The organism is Bacillus cereus group sp. MYBK95-2, assembly GCF_051915225.1.
In the GTDB taxonomy this organism is placed as follows: Bacteria; Bacillota; Bacilli; order Bacillales; family Bacillaceae_G; genus Bacillus_A; species Bacillus_A cereus.
This window is the reverse complement of record NZ_JBQAEH010000010.1, coordinates 14,204-30,584: the sequence shown is the minus strand read 5'-3', so window position 1 is coordinate 30,584 and position 16,381 is coordinate 14,204. Positions and strand designations below refer to the sequence as shown.

Here is a 16,381-nt window from a genome sequence, read left to right as displayed (position 1 = left end):
TTATAAAACATTTCTATCTGTTATGCTACAAAAATAATCATAATGAACTGTACTACATCTGTACTTGTCAGACTTAAACTTAAAATTCTAACTATTAGGGAATATATTGACTCTTCTTTTTATTGATTGTTAAGATTAAGTATTATATTTTCTCACATACTAGTAAGAAAAAGAATGTGTGATAATAATTCAGGTGTAGGAAGGGTACATAAGCATGTTTCAATTACAAAAATATAATACTTCTGTGAAGCAAGAGTTTTTAGCTGGCATCACAACTTTTTTTACATTTGCGTATATTCTTGTCATCAATCCAAAAATATTATCTGATGCAGGTGTACCATTTGACCAAGCGTTTACAGCAACAATTATTGCAACCGTTGTTGGAACAGTAGGTATGGCGATTTTCGCGAATTACCCGATTGTTATTGCTCCAGCTATGGGAATGAATGCATATTTTGCTTATTCTGTTGTACAGAAGGCAGAAGGGATTACATATGTAGTTGCCTTTTCAGCTGTATTTGTAACGGGGATTATTTTTCTTTTATTATCTTTTACTTCTTTTAGGCAAAAGTTAATTTTAGCAATTCCTGATAGTTTAAAGCATGCAATTGCAGGTGGAATTGGACTATTTATTGCTTTTATTGGATTGCGCCTTTCTGGAATTATCGTGGATCATCCGTCTAATTTAGTTACGATTGGTGATTTTCATTCTCCAGCTGTTATTTTAACTTTAATTGGTTTAATATTAGCGGCGGTATTAATGACATTGCGTGTGAGCGGTGCATTATTTATTAGTATGATTGTGACAGGAATTATTGCCTTCTTTACAGGGCAATTGAAGTTTGCTGATAAAATTGTGGCGATGCCTCATTTACCAGAGGGTATCATCGTTTCAAACCCAATCAATGCCTTTTCAGATGTAATTGAATACGGATTATACGGCGTTGTATTTTCATTTTTACTTGTACTTTTATTCGATACAACAGGTGCATTACTTGGTTTAATTAAACAAGCAGGTTTAATTACAGACAATACAGAGAAGCGTTTTGGTAAAGCGTTTATTGCAGATGCAATTGGCGGGACTACAGGTTCTATCTTTGGAACAAGCCCAACAGCAGCGACGATTGAATCGTCAGCAGGTATTGCTGCAGGTGGTAAAACTGGGTTAACAGGGATTGTAGTTGTTGGTCTAACAATTATAACGGCATTTTTTAGTCCTGTTATTGCTTCTTTATCAAGTGTAGCCGCTATTACAGCTCCTTCATTAATTATAGTAGGTAGTTTAATGGCACAAAGCATTCGAGATATTAATTGGAATGAATTTGAAGATGCGTTACCAGCATTTTTAATTTTTATAGGTATTCCGTTAACATCTAGTATTGCGAATGGAATTGCAATTGGATTTTTAGTGTATCCAGTCTTGAAAATTGTGAAAGGGAAAGGGATGGAAGTGCATCCGTTACTATACTTATTTACAATTTTATTTGGATGTCATTTATTCTTATAATATAGGAGAGGGGGCTTCTTATGAGGGGCTCCTTTTTTGTGTATAATAAAGTGAAACTTAAATTAGTAATGTAAAATATAAATTACTTATTGGAATATATATTATAATAAGGGTGGAGGAGAAAGAAACAGTAAACAAAAACATAGACAAAAGTAGGCATATATAGTGAAAAGTAATTATGAAACAATATAAACCGAAAGAATTTTCAGAAATGCTTAATGTCTCTGTTAAGACATTGCAAAGGTGGGACAATCAAGTTGTTTTACCTGCTTACCGAAACCCAAAAGGAAGAAGATATTATACAGAAGAACAGTATAAGAAATATATGGGTATTCAAGAAGAACTTGTTCAGGATTTAATATCTATCATTCATGTATTTAGCTGTAGAATATACGGGTTGAGAAAATACAAAAAGAAAATGTCGGAGGATGAAGACTTATGAAAAGAGCATATTTAATAGAAATCAAACCGACAACTGAACAAATTAGTAAAATCCGTCAAACTATTGGGGTGTGTCGATATGTATATAACCTGTATATCTCTAAAAATAAAGAGGTATATGAGTCGGAGGGGAAATTTCTTAGTGGTTATGACTTTTCCAAATGGTTAAACAACATTCATACAAAAGAGTGTGACCAGTGGATTAAAGAAGTGTCGAGCAAAGCGGTAAAACAAGCGATTATGAATGGAGATAAAGCTTTTAAGCGGTTTTTTAAAGGTTTATCTAAGTTTCCACGATATAAAAAAAGAAGAAGCAAGATGTGAAGTGCTACTTTCCGAAAAACAACAAAACAGATTGGACAGTAGAAAGACATAGAGTAAAAGTCCCTACAATTGGTTGGATAAGGTTAAAAGAGTATGGATATATTTCAAAAAATACAACTGTAAAAAGTGGTACAGTATATCAAAGAGCAGGAAGATACTATGTGTCTATACTCTGTGAAGTGAAAGAGGTAAAACCAAATGCAACTCTCAATACAGTAGGTCTAGGAATTGATTTGGGAATTAAAGACTTCGCTGTACGTAGCGATGGAAAAACTCACAAAAATATAAATAAAACAGTACAAGTAAAAAAGATAGAAAAACGGTTAAAACGTGAACAACGCTCTTTATCACGCAAATTTGAAAATATAAGAAAGAGAGGTGAACAACCTGTTACTAATAAAAGAGCGAATATAAACAAAAATATTCTTAGGGTGCAACAACTACATGCTAGGCTAGCAAATATTCGATTAGCGTATGTAAAGTCTATTGTAAATGATGTGGTGAAAACCAAGCCAACGTTTATTGTAGTAGAAGATTTGAATGTGAAAGGTATGATGAAGAACAAACATCTATCTAAAGCTGTAGCGCAACAATGTTTTTATGCTTTTAAAACATGGTTATTAACGAAATGTAGGGAATATGGAATTGAACTACGGCAAGTGGACAGATTCTATCCATCTTCTAAAATGTGTTCATGTTGCGGTCAAAAAAAGTCGGATTTAAAGCTGTCTGACCGAGTATATACATGTGAATGTGGCAATGTAATAGATAGAGATTTAAATGCGTCAATCAACCTTTTACAAGCAAAAAAATATACAATACTAACGTAAATAGATTGTATATATGTACGGTGGGCTACATCGGAATTTACGCCTGTGAAGTGTCACAGCAAACTGTAGTAGCAAGTGATTAGCGAGGCAGGGCACGTAGAAGCAGGAATACTCTAAGAATATACATTTGTCTATATTTTTAGTAGCAGGAACATGAATGGCTGTAAGTAAAATAAAAGTCGCGCGTGTTCAATTAGATTTAACACAGCAACAATTAGCAGAAAAAGTAGGCGTTACAAGGCAAACGATTAGTTTAATTGAGAAGGGGAAATACAATCCATCTTTAGATTTATGTTTAAAAATTTGTTATGCAGTAGATAAAACGTTGAATGATTTGTTTTGGGAGGAAAAGGAGTGGTAGGATGAAAATCGTGAAAGATGAACGTTTAATGATTGAAGGGTTAAAACATATTAGATTAGCTTTCATCTTACAAAATATCGTCATACTAGCTATCGTCTTTTACCGCTATGTCTTGCAAGGGGCAGGATATGAAAGTGTTTCGGATTTATTAATGGTATTTATGGGCGGGATAATAATTATTAACTTTTTAAATCTGAAAAATTCAGTGGAAGTGTATGAGCATACGGGCGGAGTGTCGCGTCGTTATTTTATGAAGCTATTATTCATTCCGGTGGGTATTATTATTGGGATTTTAGCTATTTGTATCGTTGTAACACCAGATATTTCGATAAAGGAAATTAGTATGACAGGACTTATTATGTTTGCTTGTTTTTTAGTTCCAAGTTTGTTTATATACATATATATGAAAAAAATAAAAAGAGAAGATTGAAATATAAGAAAGGCTTTCCCATATTGAGGAAAGCTTTTCTCATATTCTTTTATATAGTACTTTATGAAGGCCAATCGGTTCAATTTCAAAGATTTCACCATATTCCTGAAAGCCTAAGTGTTTGTAATAGTCAGCTACAGTAATTCGGCCATTACACCATAATATATTTGCTTGGCGTTCTTGCAAGATTTGTTCCGCCTTCTGAATTAAGGAGCTTCCAGCACGGTTGTTTCGAAATGCAGGTAATGTTGCCATTCCTCGTAGACGATAATGAATACCCGTTGGTAAGTCGGGATATATTTCTTTTGAGAAGGAAGCGATACTAATTAGTTCATCGTTTATAAATGCGCCTAAGTGGAAGGTGTCTGTTTCATAATCGGAAGGGTATTTACAATCTGCTAATGTTTGATTGGGGCGTAAAATTTTTTGACGTAATACGTAAGTTTCAGATCCCTCAATATTTTTCAAGGTAATCATATTAACATCCTTTCTTATAACGCTTTTTCTGTTAATTGTATAAAGAAATAGGCAGGTGCGGCGAGAAGTCCGAGTATGCTAGCAGTTCCGAGAAGGAATGAAAGTAGGAGGCAAGAATATTTTATTCCATTCGATTTTTTCCATCCGTAACTACAAATCTCAATACTAACACCGATGAGAATAATGGCAACGAGTATTTCGGCTAATAATAAGAGAGCTAAAGTTATAATAGACATAATGTAATCCATCCCCATAATATGTGATAGTAACATTTTACCATATGAAATGGAAAAAATGCCCCTCAATTATGTGAGGGGCATTTTTTTATTCTAATATGTTTTTTAGTGTATCGATATGTTCTTTTGAGCCTGTTACAAGTAATGTATCACCGTGTTGTAGTCTTGTATCCCCATGTGGGATTAATGCTTTATTTCCACGATAAATTTGAATGACTAGTACATCACCTAAAAACGGAAGGCGACGAAGTGCAACGCCGTTATATTTATTGCTCCGTAGTTCAACTTCACGGACTGTTTCGTTTGCTGTTGTAATTAAGCGAACGAGACTAGGTTTATCAATAAGCGCACGTAATAAAATACGTGTAGAGTTAATTGTTGAGAATACAGCGATATGTTCTTGCGTTGCTTTTTCTTGTAGAAGTGGATCTTCTACACTTGCAATAACATGTTCAACACCTAGCTCTTTTGCATGTTCTGCCAATAATAAGTTTTGTTCATCATCACTTGTTGCAACAACGACGCGATCTGCATCAAATGCTGTTTGTTCAGTTAATGATGCGATTGTGATGTCATCCAATTTCACGATAGGGAAGTCGTGCGATTTCGCTTCTTCATCATTTATTTTGTTTTGACGCATCATATATAGCGTTACGTCATAATCTTCTCGTTTTAAATCTAGTGATAACGGAAGGGTAATTCTGCTCGCGCCAATAATAGCTACTTTTGGTTTTGGTGTTTCTACTTTTGGGAACATTTTTTTAAACAATATAGGTGCAAAAATACAAGTAATAACTGCGCTTAAAATAAGAGAGGCAGATAAACTTGGACTGATGATCTCCAGTTTTTCACCAATTTGTGCAGCCGCAATAACTAAAGAAAGTGTCGATGTTAATAAAATTGCACTTCCAAGTACGATATTACGTGGATACCATTTTCTTAAGACGAGTGATGGTAAGAGTTTTGAAATAAAGAGTCCTACAATTAAGATTGGGATCATTAGCATGCTAGAAGGTTCTTTGAAAATAGACCACACCTCTAGATTTACACCAACCATTACGAAGAAAATAGGGATGAAGAAACCGTAGCCGATAGAATCAAGTTTTTCCACCATATCTTCATTTGGTGATAATAACGATACGAGTACACCTGCTAAGAAGGCCCCTAAAATATTTTCTGCTCCAACAGATTCCGATAACCCAACTAAGATTAAAATGAGTGCAAAAACAGCTCGTGTATCAATTTGTACACTACCAGCTTTTAAACTATCTAAGTATGGAATGTTTTTAAAGCGTTTTGCAATAAAGTAAATGACAATACCGGCACCGAATAGAATAAGTAAGAGCCACATACTTTGGCCGCTTTCGGAATTTAATCCGACGAAAACAGCGAGTAAAATCATTGTAACTAAGTCTGCAATAACAGCAACTAATAAAATGATTTGTCCGATTGCAGTTTTTCCTAGGTTATTCTCTTTTAATGTTGGTACAACAACACCTAAAGAAATAGTTGAAATAATTAAAGTCATGAACATTGCATTATCTACGAATCCTAGCCATACGAATAGTAATGATAGGGCATAAGATAAGATGAAAATAAATAAGAAGATAATGCTTGCTGCCTGAAATGTATTTGGTTCGTTTGTCTTATTTTTTTTCCCTTTTTGTTTAAAGATAGAAAAATCAATTTCTAAACCGCTTAAGAACATGAGGAAGATAAATCCTAATGTTGATAAAACTTGAAGCCATATATCTGGCTCAATAATATTAAACCCACTTTTACCTACAAAGATTCCTGCAATAATTTCTGCAACGACCACAGGAAGTGCTTTTAATTTAAAGCGTTGTAACAAAAGGGGAACGAAAAACGCGATTGCAACGACAACCATAAGTGATAGAACAGAAGTATGATGTTCCATTGCGTTCTCTCCCTTCAAATAAATATAGTACCTATTTAGCCATATAATAGGTAGAAAAGCAACGCATATGGATTCGATTTCATAAAGAAAGACTTTTCTTAACATTTGTCATAATAAGTATATTTTTCATGATTATGCTGTTAATTCCGTAATGTGGATGTAATAGGGGAGGGAATCTTACTGCTCGTTAATGCGGAATAAAAAAAGACTGCTGATTCCTCAGCAGTCTTTTTCATGTACATTACATTGAGAAGAAGATCCATACAGTTAAACCAACTGTTGCAGTTGCAACGAAGAAACTGTATATCATTGTAAGAATTTGAACTCTTCCTTCTCCTTCTTTTAAATGCATGAACATAATTAATTGTAACAATGCTTGCGCAACAGCCATTATGATAATAGTTGTTAAGACTGTTGAAAGTGGCAATGTTGTGTAAAGTGCCACGTATAACGCTAGAAACGTTAATGCAAGCGATAAAATAAATCCGAAAACGTGTGACCAAGGGAATCCGCTATGCGCATGTCCGTTTGCTTGATTGTTGTTTTGAGCCATTTACGCCACCATCCCGTTCAAGTAAACTAGTGTGTAAATAAAGACCCAAACAAGATCAAGGAAATGCCAGTATAAGCTGATAATGAATACTTTACGAGCTGTAACTGGTGTTAAACCTCGTTTTAAAATTTGGATAATAACACAAATTGCCCAAATGATACCGCCTGTTACGTGGGCTCCATGCGTTCCAAGAAGAACGAAGAATCCAGATAAGAAAGCACTTGTTTGAATTGTTGCGCCTTCACCAATGTACATAATGAACTCTTCGATCTCGAAGAATAGGAAACCTGCACCTAAAAGTAATGTAAGGACGAACCATCCAAGCATCGCTTTTTGGTTATGCTTACGCATTTCATGAATTACGATACCGCATGTAAAACTACTTGTTAAAAGTAGTAATGTTTGAATTAAAAGCGTTTTAAGTTCAAACAATTGCGCTGGTGTTGGGCCATCTGCCGTACGACCAGCAAGGACTAGATAAGAGGCGAAAAGTGTTGCGAACAGCATAATTTCAGCCCCAAGAAAAATCCAGAATCCTAGGATATTCAATCTGCTTTGTTCGGATTGATATTCCAAAGGTAAGCTTTTATCTAAAGCCGCCATGTCATTTCACCTCTCATGCTATATGTTCTGTTTTTTTAATTTCATCAACACTGATATAGTAGCCTTCATCATAATCGAATGAACGATAGATTAAGCAAGCTAAAATACCAATACCACCGATTGCTGCAAGCCAGAACCAGCTAAATACTAATGCGAAACCTGCAAGACCGAAGAATCCAGACGCAATAATAGGCACACCAGAGTTACTTGGCATGTGAATTGGTTTAATATCTTCTGCTGCTGGTGTAACTGTTTCTCCGCGTTTTTTCATGTACCAGAAAGCATCAGCTTCTTTAATTTCAGGAAGCTTCGCGAAGTTGTAATGTTGTACAGGAGAGTGAGTTGCCCATTCAAGTGTACGACCATCCCATGGATCTCCAGTTGTGTCACGTTCACCGTGACGTGCACTCCAAATTACGTTGTAGCAAAGAAGTAGGAAGCCGATACCCATCATTACCGCACCAACAGATGCGATTTGGTTTAGCCATCCCCATCCAAGACTTTCAGAGTAAGTGTACATACGACGAGTCATACCGTCTAAACCTAAGAAGTACATTGGGAAGAAACAGATGTTGAATCCGCTCATAAAGATCCAGAATGTCCATTTACCTAGGCGTTCATTTAACATATGACCAGTCATTTTTGGATACCAGAATGTGAATCCAGCAAGCATAGCGAATACTGTACCTGCGATTAATACGTAGTGGAAGTGAGCGATTAGGAAGTAGCTGTTATGGTATTGATAATCAGCTGCTGCCATTCCAAGCATAACCCCTGTAACCCCACCGACTACGAAGTTTGGAATAAATGCCAATGACCAAAGCATTGGAACTGTAAAACGAATACGTCCTTTATACAGTGTAAACAACCAGTTAAAGATCTTAACCCCGGTTGGAATCGAAATCGCCATTGTCGAAATCGAGAAGAATGAGTTAACCGCTGGACCTGCACCCATCGTGAAGAAGTGGTGAAGCCATACGACGAAACTTAGTAAAGAAATTGCAACCATTGAGTATACCATTGCACTGTAACCGAATAGACGTTTACGTGAGAATGTACTAATGATTTCAGAGAAAATACCGAATGCCGGTAAAATAACGATATATACTTCAGGGTGACCCCATACCCAGAACAGGTTGGCCCATAACATTGGCATACCGCCGCTCGCCATCGTAAAGAAGTGAGCATCGAATAGACGGTCAAATGTCATTAATGCAAGAGCAACTGTTAATACTGGGAAAGCGAAAATAATGATAATTGTTGTAATTAAGATTGACCAAGTAAACATTGGCATTCTCATTAAAGTCATACCAGGTGTACGCATTTTTAAGATAGTAACAAGGAAGTTAATACCGGTCATTAGCGTACCGAGACCTGAAATCTGTAATGCAATTGCGTAGTAGTTATTTCCTACGCCCGAAGTAAACTCTGTACCTGCCATTGGGAAGTAAGAAGTCCACCCGGCGTCTGGAGAACCACCGATTACGAAAGCGATGTTGAATAACATTGCTCCGACAAAGAATAACCAGAAACTTAAAGCATTTAAGAACGGATATGCAACGTCACGAGCACCAATTTGTAATGGTACTACAAGGTTCATTAATCCCATAACGAATGGCATTGCCATGAAAAGAATCATTACTGTACCATGTGTTGTAAAGATCCCGTTATAGTGTTCAGCGTTTAAATAAGTTGTTTCTGGGAATGTTAATTGTGCACGGATCATTAAACCATCCATACCACCACGGAATAACATGATAACCGCAGAAATAATATACATAGCTCCGATTTTTTTATGGTCAACAGTTGTTAACCATTCGTCCCAAAGCCATTTCCATTTTTTATACTTTGTTAGTACGAAAATGATTGCTAATGTCACAAGAACGATAGAAGCGTCTGCACCGTAAATAATCGGGTCACCTGTGACAAAGAATTCATCAAGCTTCACTGTGTTCACTCCAATCTGTTGGAATAATAGCTATTATTTTTTGTTTTTGTAGTAGTTGTAATCACAATATTCAAGTGATTTTGGATCTACATAACTTAAGTGGTGACTAGAGAATGTCATACGACCAACTACACCAGGTTTAACAATTTCGTTGTACTTAGCTTCTGTTAGTTTAGGAGCAGTTTCTTGTACTTCTTTAACCCACTTGTCATATTTCTCTTTAGTTTTTGCTTCAACTTCGAACTCCATGTGTGTGAATCCTTCACCAGAGAAGTTCGCACTACGGCCTAGGTAAGAACCTGGCTTATCAGCTTGTAAATAAAGATCCATAATCATGCCATCCATTGTGTACTTCATACCACCAAGTTCTGGTACCCAGAAAGCATTCATTGGGCCGACAGAAGTCAGTTTGAATTGAATTGGTACACCAGCTGGGATGTTTAAATAGTTAACGGTTTCAATTTTTTCCTCTGGGTAACTGAATAACCATTTCCAGTTTGCAGATGTAACATAAATTTCAACTGGTTTAATATGTTTGGACTCTTTCGGAACCTCTTCCGAAGCATAAGTTGCTTTTACTGTTGGAATCGATAATGCGATAACGATAATAACAGGAACAAGCGTCCAAATAATTTCTAGTAATGTGTTACCGTGTTGTTCAGGTGGCTCATAGTCCATATTCTCTGGTTTTTCACGATAACGAATCAAGATGACTGTAAACAGAATGAATACAATTGCGATAATTAATGACATAAGCAAGAATGACCAAACAATTAAATCATACTGTGCTTTTGCAACAGGTCCTTGCGGATTTAATACTGCGAGTTTTTTATCACAGCCACCGAGGAACAGAAGTAATGATAACGGAAGAAGCGAAGCCAACTTCCAAAACGCTTTCTTTAGTTGCACGATTGAAAATCTCCTTTCTCCTTGGATTGAAACTATGCCAATAAAACAATATAAACCTATTAATTTATAGAAGGCAATAGTTTTTGATATATTGTTAAAAAATAGACACAAATGCACACTTTTTAAGGTGAATATCATTTGTAACTTGATTACATTGTAAACTATTTTCCAGAGAAAAACGTGATTGTGAAAATTTTAAGATAAATAAAGTTATACCAGGATATCCAAGAAATAGAAAAAAGCTATCTTATCATAAGAAAGATAGCTGAATATTTTGTATATTTAGTTTATTTATCGTATGACAGTTCGTGGCTGTTCAAGTGTGACAATTTTTTTATATTTAACTTGATATAAAATGTAACAAATAATCATAAATGGAATGCCACAATAAAGAGCAATTCTTTGATCTGGAATGAAAGCCAAACTAACAAATGTAATGAAATTCAGCGAAAACGCTACGATTGGAACTAGTGGATAGAGCGGTGTACGATATTTTAAATCATTTATGTTGCCACCGTTTTTCACGAAATTTCTACGGAAGAAAAACTGTGAAGCGGCGATTGACATCCAAACGACAACGGCAGCCATTGCTGCAATAGATGTTAAAACTAGAAAGACAGTATCTGCCGCAAATACACTTGTTAGTAAGGACAGGCTAGCGAAAATTAGGCTGAAAATTAATGCATTTAGCGGTACACCTTTTTTAGTTAATTTCGTAAATGCTGGACTTGCCATTCCTTGTTTTGCCATCGCCCACAGCATACGAGAATTTGCGTAGAGACCAGAGTTAGCAACGGATAATACAGCTGTAATAATAACAAAGTTCATAATGTCTGCTGCATATGGGACACCGGCTACATCAAATACAAGTACAAAGGGACTTTCGACTAGATTAGCCTCTTGCCATGGGAGTAAACCTACAACAACTGATATCGCTAAGACGAAGAAGAAGAGAGTTCGCCAAATTGTGTTTTTAATTGCTTTTGGAATTGTTTTTTCAGGATTTTCACTTTCGCCTGAAGCGATTCCGATTAATTCTGTTCCTTGGAAGGAGTAATTTACTGTAATCATCGTAAGAAGAACAGCTAATGCACCATTTGGAAATAGCCCGCCATTTTCAGTGAAATTATGAAGCATTGGAGCTGGCTTTCCATTAAAGTCTAGTAGACCGAACATAACAGCGCCGCCAAGTACGATGAAAATAACAATTGTTGCGACTTTTACACTTGCGAACCAAAACTCTGCTTCTGCATATGCTTTTGCTGATAAAGCGTTTACGAGGAAGAGTGCTGCTGCAAATGTAACGCACCAAATCCAGGAAGAAACGTCTGGAAACCAGCGTTTCATTAAAATACTTACAGTTGTTAACTCTACGCCAACTGTAACAGCCCAATTTAACCAATACATCCAACCGACAACAAATCCAAAACCAGGTGAAATGAATTTGCTTGCATAACTTTGGAATGAACCTGCTTCTGGCATAGCGACGGATAATTCACCAAGACATAACATCGTTAAATACATAACAAATCCACCGACTAAAAATGCGAGAATAGCACCACCAGGTCCGGCATTATGGACAATTTGACCAGATCCCATAAATAACCCGGTTCCGATAACACCGCCGAGTGCAATCATAAATAGGTGTCTACTTTTCATTGTTCGTTTTAAATCTGTTTGTTCAATTTGTTGATTCATATGCCCCTCACCCCGTATTTTCTTGAATGTGTGAACTTCGTTTTATTCTGAGTTTTTAATCATTAGTGGGGGATGCAACACACACTCGGTTTATTTGCTATGAAATGAATGGAGTATGTAAAAAAAACGAACTATGACTAAATACTCTAAGAATGTTTGTTAACATGGTGATATCTTCACTATGTTAACAATTTTGATTTTAACAAAATATTCTGTAAATGTATATTTATTTTTCTTTTTATTAAAAATAATTAGAATTTTTATAATTAATTCTATGAGCGATAATTCACATGATCTTTCTAGCAAACTAGTAAGAAGAAGGGTACAATGATAAGAGGTGTATCTGTAAAATAATAATTAATGGAGTTTTGTTTATAATGAAAAAGTTAAAATATCTTTTTGTTTTTGGGATTATACTTGCTGCTGCATTTTTTATAGGAAAAGATAAAATCATGCAAAAGGCGCAAGTTCTACGCTTAGAGTTTCTATCTGAAATGAAAGAAGCAGCTATGATTGAAGATGTTCCGTTTATTAAACAATTACCAGAATTGCCCAGAGGGTGTGAAGTGACAAGTTTAGCTATGTTGCTGCAATATAAAGGTGTACAAGTAGATAAGATGCAACTTGCTAGCGAAATTCATCGTGTTCCATTTGAACAAAATGGTTTGCGTGGAAATCCTTACGAGGGATTTGTGGGAAATATTTATACAAAGGCAGAGCCTGGATATGGTGTATACAATAAACCAATCTTTGATTTAGCAGAAAAATATGTTCCCGAAAAAGTAATTAATTTAACAGGTAGAGACATGCAAGATATATATAAAGTAATTAGTTCTGGCTCTCCGGTATGGGTCATTATTAATACGACGTTTAAGCCGCTAGCTGAAAGTAGTTTTGAAACATGGAATACGAGTTCAGGCGAAGTGAAAATTACATATTATGAGCATAGTGCAGTAGTAATTGGATATGATCAAAACTTTGTATATGTAAATGATCCTCTTAAAAATAATCCACGTTTGGCTGTTCCGCGAGCAGAATTTGAGAAAGCTTGGGAGCAAATGGGAAAACAAGCAATTACTATTTTATAATAATGAAAAAGTCATCTTTGGGATGGCTTTTTCTTTTTGGTTTATTAACACTGAAAATTCAGAAGATTCTTTTAAAAGTTAACGATTCACGTTATAATAACATTTAACTTGGTGAAGAAGGGGAGAAGAGAAATGGATGTTGCAAAGGAACTTGTTTTGTCAAAAAATCAGTTAGTTGAGTGGAGAAGGCATTTTCATAAGTATCCAGAGTTATCTTTTCAAGAAGAGAAAACATCGCAGTTTGTGTTCGATATACTTCGGAAATTCCCATATTTAGAAGTGTCACGGCCGACTAAATATAGTGTGATGGCAAAGTTAGTAGGTAAACATCCGGGCAAAACAGTTGCGATTCGAGCCGATATGGATGCTCTTCCTATTCATGAAGAAAATGAGTTTGATTTTATTTCTACATATAAAGGTGTAATGCATGCATGTGGTCATGATGGACATATAGCGATATTACTTGGGGTTGTACATAAGTTGGTAGAAGAAAGAGAGAAGATTAAAGGGGAGATTCGTTTTCTATTCCAACATGCTGAAGAGAATTTTCCTGGTGGTGCAGAGGAGATGGTTGCTGCAGGTGTAATGGAAGGTGTGGATTATATTATTGGTGCTCACCTTTGGGCGTCGTTAGAGGTTGGGAAGATAGGTGTTATTTATGGTCCTGCAATGGCTGCACCGGATGTTTTTAAAATTAAGATAGAGGGAAAAGGTGGACATGCTGGAATCCCTCATGAAACGGTGGATAGTATTGCAATCGGAACACAAGTCGTTTCGCAACTTCAGCAAATTGTATCTCGCCTCACGAATCCATTAGATTCTCTCGTAATATCTGTTACGCAATTTCATGCTGGGACAACTCATAATGTAATACCAGAGCAAGCTGAGATTGAAGGGACAGTAAGAAGTTTAAGACATGAATTACGAGGTGAAACAGAGAAGAAGATTGAGCGGATTGTGAAGCATATTACGGAATCTTACGGAGCGAAATATACATTTTCATATGAATATGGATATCGACCAGTTGTAAATGATTATGAAGCTACAGAGCTTATTGAACAAACGGCATTACAACTTTATGGAAGGGATAGAGTTGTTCGTTTACAGCCGACGATGGCTGGAGAAGATTTTTCAGCGTTTTTACAAAAGGCACCGGGGACATTCTTTTTTATTGGAGCGGGAAATAAAGAGAAAGGTATTATATATCCTCACCATCACCCTCGTTTTACGATTGACGAAGATGCATTACCGATTGGAGTGGAAGTCTTTGTATCAGCCATTATGAACTTTATAAGTAAAGGAGAATGAGATGAAGAAAATACACATTCTAGCGCTTATCCCAGTTCTTTGTTTAGTAGTTGGGCCAATATTTGCGAATTCAGTTACTCCTTACGTATTAGGGATGCCATTTTTATTATTTTGGGTATTATTATCAGTGTTTATTACATCTTTTTGTATGGGGCTTGTGTACGTGTTTGATCCTGCTAATAAGGAGGATGTAAAATGACTGCATTACTTATCATTATTTTATTTTTGTTTCTCGCACTATTTTTAGGGATTCGGGCACAACATGGAAAAGATATGAATTTAGAACAATGGTCAGTTGGAGGAAGAGGATTTGGCACTATTTTTGTTTTTCTCCTTATGGCAGGTGAAATTTATACGACGTTTACATTTTTAGGGGGAAGCGGCTGGGCATATAGTAAAGGAGCACCTACCTTTTATATTTTGGGATATGGTGCTTTAGCTTATCTTTTATCGTATTTTTTATTGCCACCCATTTGGAAGTATGCGAAAGAGCATAACCTTGTTTCACAGTCAGATTTTTTTGCGAAGAAATATAGAAGTAAAGCGCTTGGACTTATTGTTTCGATTGTTGGTGTTGTTTCCATCATCCCATATCTTGTTTTACAGTTAAAAGGACTGGGAATTATCGTTTCAGAAGCTTCTTACGGAAGGGTGTCACCTGTTGTTGCAGTATGGATCGGTGCTATTGTTATAACTATATATGTAATGGTTTCAGGTATACATGGTTCGGCTTGGACGGCTGCTTTGAAGGATATTATGATACTGTTTATCGTTATGTTTTTAGGTATATATTTGCCGTATCATTATTATGGAGGATTTCAGCCGATGTTTGAGGCTGTAGAGGCAGCGAAACCGGGATTTTTATCTTTACCTGAAGAAGGAATGAGTATTTCTTGGTTTGTTTCTACTATTATATTAACGGCCCTCGGTTTTTATATGTGGCCTCATACATTTGCTTCTGCTTTTTCTGCAAAAAATGAAAAAGTATTTCGTAAAAATGCATCAATTATGCCATTGTATTCTTTAGTTTTACTTTTCGTATTTTTTGCAGGATTTGCTGCTATATTGCAAGTTCCTGGGTTAAAGGGAGCGGATGTAGATCTTTCGTTATTCCGTCTTGCTTTACAAACTTTTGATCCTTGGTTTATTGGAATTATTGGTAGTGCGGGAGTATTAACGGCATTGGTTCCAGGGTCTATGCTTGTTATGGCGGCTTCTACACTGTTAGCAAAAAATATTTACCGAACGATAGTCCCGTCTGCTTCAGATAGACAAGTTGCTAAGATGGCAAAATTATTTGTGCCTGTAGTAACGCTCGTGGCAGTTTTATTTACATTTAAAGGAGGAGAAACAATAGGAGCACTTCTATTAATGGGATACAGTATCGTTACACAACTTTTCCCTGCACTTGTATGTAGCTTGTTTCCACGTCAAATTATTACGAAGCAAGGGGCGATTGCAGGAATGGGAGTTGGGCTATTAGTGGTCGCATATATTACCTTATCTGGTTCAACTATAGCCACGATGTTTCCGAGTTTCCCGCAGTATATAAAAGATTTGAATGTAGGTATAGTCGCATTGTTAATTAATATAATTGTGATGTTTGTAGTTAGTGGATTTACAAAAGGTGTATTTATAAAGAAAAACACTATAATAGTAGAAAAGTAATTCGTTTATCCTGCATTAACGGGCAGTAAGACCCCCACCTCAAAATTCAGCGGAAGCAAAGAAGTTAGGTGGGGATTAAACT

At 36.0% G+C, this 16,381-nt stretch carries 16 protein-coding genes and 1 pseudogene; 9 read left to right on the top strand and 8 right to left on the bottom strand.

Annotated elements, in window-relative coordinates; all coding sequences use genetic code 11:
- The first annotated feature begins 214 nt into the window (after positions 1-214).
- The 5 genes and pseudogenes from ACTFN4_RS25025 (at position 215) to ACTFN4_RS25005 (ending at position 3,893) form a co-directional block, all read left to right on the top strand.
- On the top strand, positions 215-1,507 hold the full coding sequence (locus tag ACTFN4_RS25025) for an NCS2 family permease (RefSeq protein ID WP_000487192.1): 1,293 nt from the start codon (positions 215-217) through the stop codon (positions 1,505-1,507).
- A gap of 178 nt (positions 1,508-1,685) precedes the next feature.
- Positions 1,686-1,949, top strand: coding sequence for a MerR family transcriptional regulator (locus tag ACTFN4_RS25020; protein ID WP_000816203.1), 264 nt, complete (start codon positions 1,686-1,688; stop codon positions 1,947-1,949).
- A pseudogene (locus ACTFN4_RS25015) lies at positions 1,946-3,102 on the top strand (RNA-guided endonuclease InsQ/TnpB family protein). The gene ACTFN4_RS25020 and the pseudogene ACTFN4_RS25015 overlap by 4 nt, the downstream one beginning before the upstream one ends.
- A 157-nt stretch (positions 3,103-3,259) precedes the next feature.
- Positions 3,260-3,463, top strand: a complete 204-nt coding sequence (locus ACTFN4_RS25010; RefSeq protein ID WP_000301183.1) for a helix-turn-helix transcriptional regulator — start codon at positions 3,260-3,262, stop codon at positions 3,461-3,463.
- 1 nt (position 3,464) lies between these two features.
- Entirely contained in the window at positions 3,465-3,893 is a 429-nt protein-coding gene (locus ACTFN4_RS25005) for a hypothetical protein (RefSeq protein ID WP_000706629.1), read from the top strand.
- Between the two features lie 39 nt (positions 3,894-3,932).
- Here ACTFN4_RS25005 and ACTFN4_RS25000 read toward each other — a convergent pair whose 3' ends face one another.
- The 8 genes from ACTFN4_RS25000 to ACTFN4_RS24965 all read right to left on the bottom strand — a co-directional run bounded on the left by ACTFN4_RS25000 (position 3,933) and on the right by ACTFN4_RS24965 (position 12,235).
- Positions 3,933-4,370 carry a GNAT family N-acetyltransferase gene (locus tag ACTFN4_RS25000; protein WP_000631362.1) on the bottom strand — a complete coding sequence of 146 codons (438 nt, stop codon included), beginning with the start codon at positions 4,368-4,370 and terminating at the stop codon, positions 3,933-3,935.
- A 14-nt stretch (positions 4,371-4,384) separates the two neighbouring features.
- Positions 4,385-4,642 carry a DUF4022 family protein gene (locus ACTFN4_RS24995; protein WP_017657800.1) on the bottom strand — a complete coding sequence of 86 codons (258 nt, stop codon included), beginning with the start codon at positions 4,640-4,642 and terminating at the stop codon, positions 4,385-4,387.
- A gap of 52 nt (positions 4,643-4,694) precedes the next feature.
- Positions 4,695-6,524 (bottom strand): monovalent cation:proton antiporter family protein, encoded by a 1,830-nt coding sequence (locus ACTFN4_RS24990; protein WP_000399957.1) that lies wholly within the window; start codon positions 6,522-6,524, stop codon positions 4,695-4,697.
- Positions 6,525-6,765: 241 nt separating this feature from the next.
- Entirely contained in the window at positions 6,766-7,077 is a 312-nt protein-coding gene (gene qoxD / locus ACTFN4_RS24985; protein ID WP_000068425.1) for a cytochrome aa3 quinol oxidase subunit IV, read from the bottom strand.
- Positions 7,078-7,680: a cytochrome aa3 quinol oxidase subunit III gene (qoxC, locus tag ACTFN4_RS24980; protein ID WP_000729317.1), complete on the bottom strand. Its 603-nt coding sequence runs from the start codon at positions 7,678-7,680 to the stop codon at positions 7,078-7,080. It lies immediately after the preceding gene.
- Positions 7,681-7,693: 13 nt separating this feature from the next.
- On the bottom strand, positions 7,694-9,628 hold the full coding sequence (gene qoxB, locus ACTFN4_RS24975; protein WP_000762366.1) for a cytochrome aa3 quinol oxidase subunit I: 1,935 nt from the start codon (positions 9,626-9,628) through the stop codon (positions 7,694-7,696).
- A 33-nt stretch (positions 9,629-9,661) separates the two neighbouring features.
- Positions 9,662-10,537: a cytochrome aa3 quinol oxidase subunit II gene (locus ACTFN4_RS24970; protein ID WP_001176165.1), complete on the bottom strand. Its 876-nt coding sequence runs from the start codon at positions 10,535-10,537 to the stop codon at positions 9,662-9,664.
- A 291-nt stretch (positions 10,538-10,828) separates the two neighbouring features.
- On the bottom strand, positions 10,829-12,235 hold the full coding sequence (locus ACTFN4_RS24965; RefSeq protein WP_001075758.1) for an amino acid permease: 1,407 nt from the start codon (positions 12,233-12,235) through the stop codon (positions 10,829-10,831).
- Positions 12,236-12,612: 377 nt separating this feature from the next.
- Between ACTFN4_RS24965 and ACTFN4_RS24960 the strand changes: the two genes are divergently transcribed.
- From ACTFN4_RS24960 to ACTFN4_RS24945, 4 genes are all read left to right on the top strand, one after another.
- Positions 12,613-13,323, top strand: coding sequence for a C39 family peptidase (locus ACTFN4_RS24960; RefSeq protein ID WP_000734488.1), 711 nt, complete (start codon positions 12,613-12,615; stop codon positions 13,321-13,323).
- Positions 13,324-13,455: 132 nt separating this feature from the next.
- Entirely contained in the window at positions 13,456-14,631 is a 1,176-nt protein-coding gene (locus ACTFN4_RS24955; protein WP_000382128.1) for an amidohydrolase, read from the top strand.
- Between the two features lies 1 nt (position 14,632).
- Positions 14,633-14,830 carry a DUF3311 domain-containing protein gene (locus tag ACTFN4_RS24950; RefSeq protein WP_000719833.1) on the top strand — a complete coding sequence of 66 codons (198 nt, stop codon included), beginning with the start codon at positions 14,633-14,635 and terminating at the stop codon, positions 14,828-14,830.
- Positions 14,827-16,299: a sodium:solute symporter family protein gene (locus tag ACTFN4_RS24945; RefSeq protein ID WP_439962945.1), complete on the top strand. Its 1,473-nt coding sequence runs from the start codon at positions 14,827-14,829 to the stop codon at positions 16,297-16,299. Before ACTFN4_RS24950 ends, ACTFN4_RS24945 begins: the two co-directional genes overlap by 4 nt.
- Positions 16,300-16,381 lie beyond the last annotated feature (82 nt).

Excerpts from the sequence above, each read along its gene's own strand:
- ACTFN4_RS25020 (WP_000816203.1), top strand. The coding sequence starts at position 1,686 with ATGAAACAATATAAACCGAAAGAATTTTCAGAAATGCTTAATGTCTCT.
- qoxC (WP_000729317.1), bottom strand. The coding sequence starts at position 7,680 with ATGGCGGCTTTAGATAAAAGCTTACCTTTGGAATATCAATCCGAACAA.
- ACTFN4_RS25010 (WP_000301183.1), top strand. The coding sequence starts at position 3,260 with ATGGCTGTAAGTAAAATAAAAGTCGCGCGTGTTCAATTAGATTTAACA.
- ACTFN4_RS24960 (WP_000734488.1), top strand. The coding sequence starts at position 12,613 with ATGAAAAAGTTAAAATATCTTTTTGTTTTTGGGATTATACTTGCTGCT.
- qoxD (WP_000068425.1), bottom strand. The coding sequence starts at position 7,077 with ATGGCTCAAAACAACAATCAAGCAAACGGACATGCGCATAGCGGATTC.
- ACTFN4_RS24950 (WP_000719833.1), top strand. The coding sequence starts at position 14,633 with ATGAAGAAAATACACATTCTAGCGCTTATCCCAGTTCTTTGTTTAGTA.
- ACTFN4_RS25025 (WP_000487192.1), top strand. The coding sequence starts at position 215 with ATGTTTCAATTACAAAAATATAATACTTCTGTGAAGCAAGAGTTTTTA.
- ACTFN4_RS24955 (WP_000382128.1), top strand. The coding sequence starts at position 13,456 with ATGGATGTTGCAAAGGAACTTGTTTTGTCAAAAAATCAGTTAGTTGAG.
- ACTFN4_RS24945 (WP_439962945.1), top strand. The coding sequence starts at position 14,827 with ATGACTGCATTACTTATCATTATTTTATTTTTGTTTCTCGCACTATTT.
- ACTFN4_RS25000 (WP_000631362.1), bottom strand. The coding sequence starts at position 4,370 with ATGATTACCTTGAAAAATATTGAGGGATCTGAAACTTACGTATTACGT.
- ACTFN4_RS25005 (WP_000706629.1), top strand. The coding sequence starts at position 3,465 with ATGAAAATCGTGAAAGATGAACGTTTAATGATTGAAGGGTTAAAACAT.
- ACTFN4_RS24990 (WP_000399957.1), bottom strand. The coding sequence starts at position 6,524 with ATGGAACATCATACTTCTGTTCTATCACTTATGGTTGTCGTTGCAATC.
- ACTFN4_RS24995 (WP_017657800.1), bottom strand. The coding sequence starts at position 4,642 with ATGTTACTATCACATATTATGGGGATGGATTACATTATGTCTATTATA.
- ACTFN4_RS24965 (WP_001075758.1), bottom strand. The coding sequence starts at position 12,235 with ATGAATCAACAAATTGAACAAACAGATTTAAAACGAACAATGAAAAGT.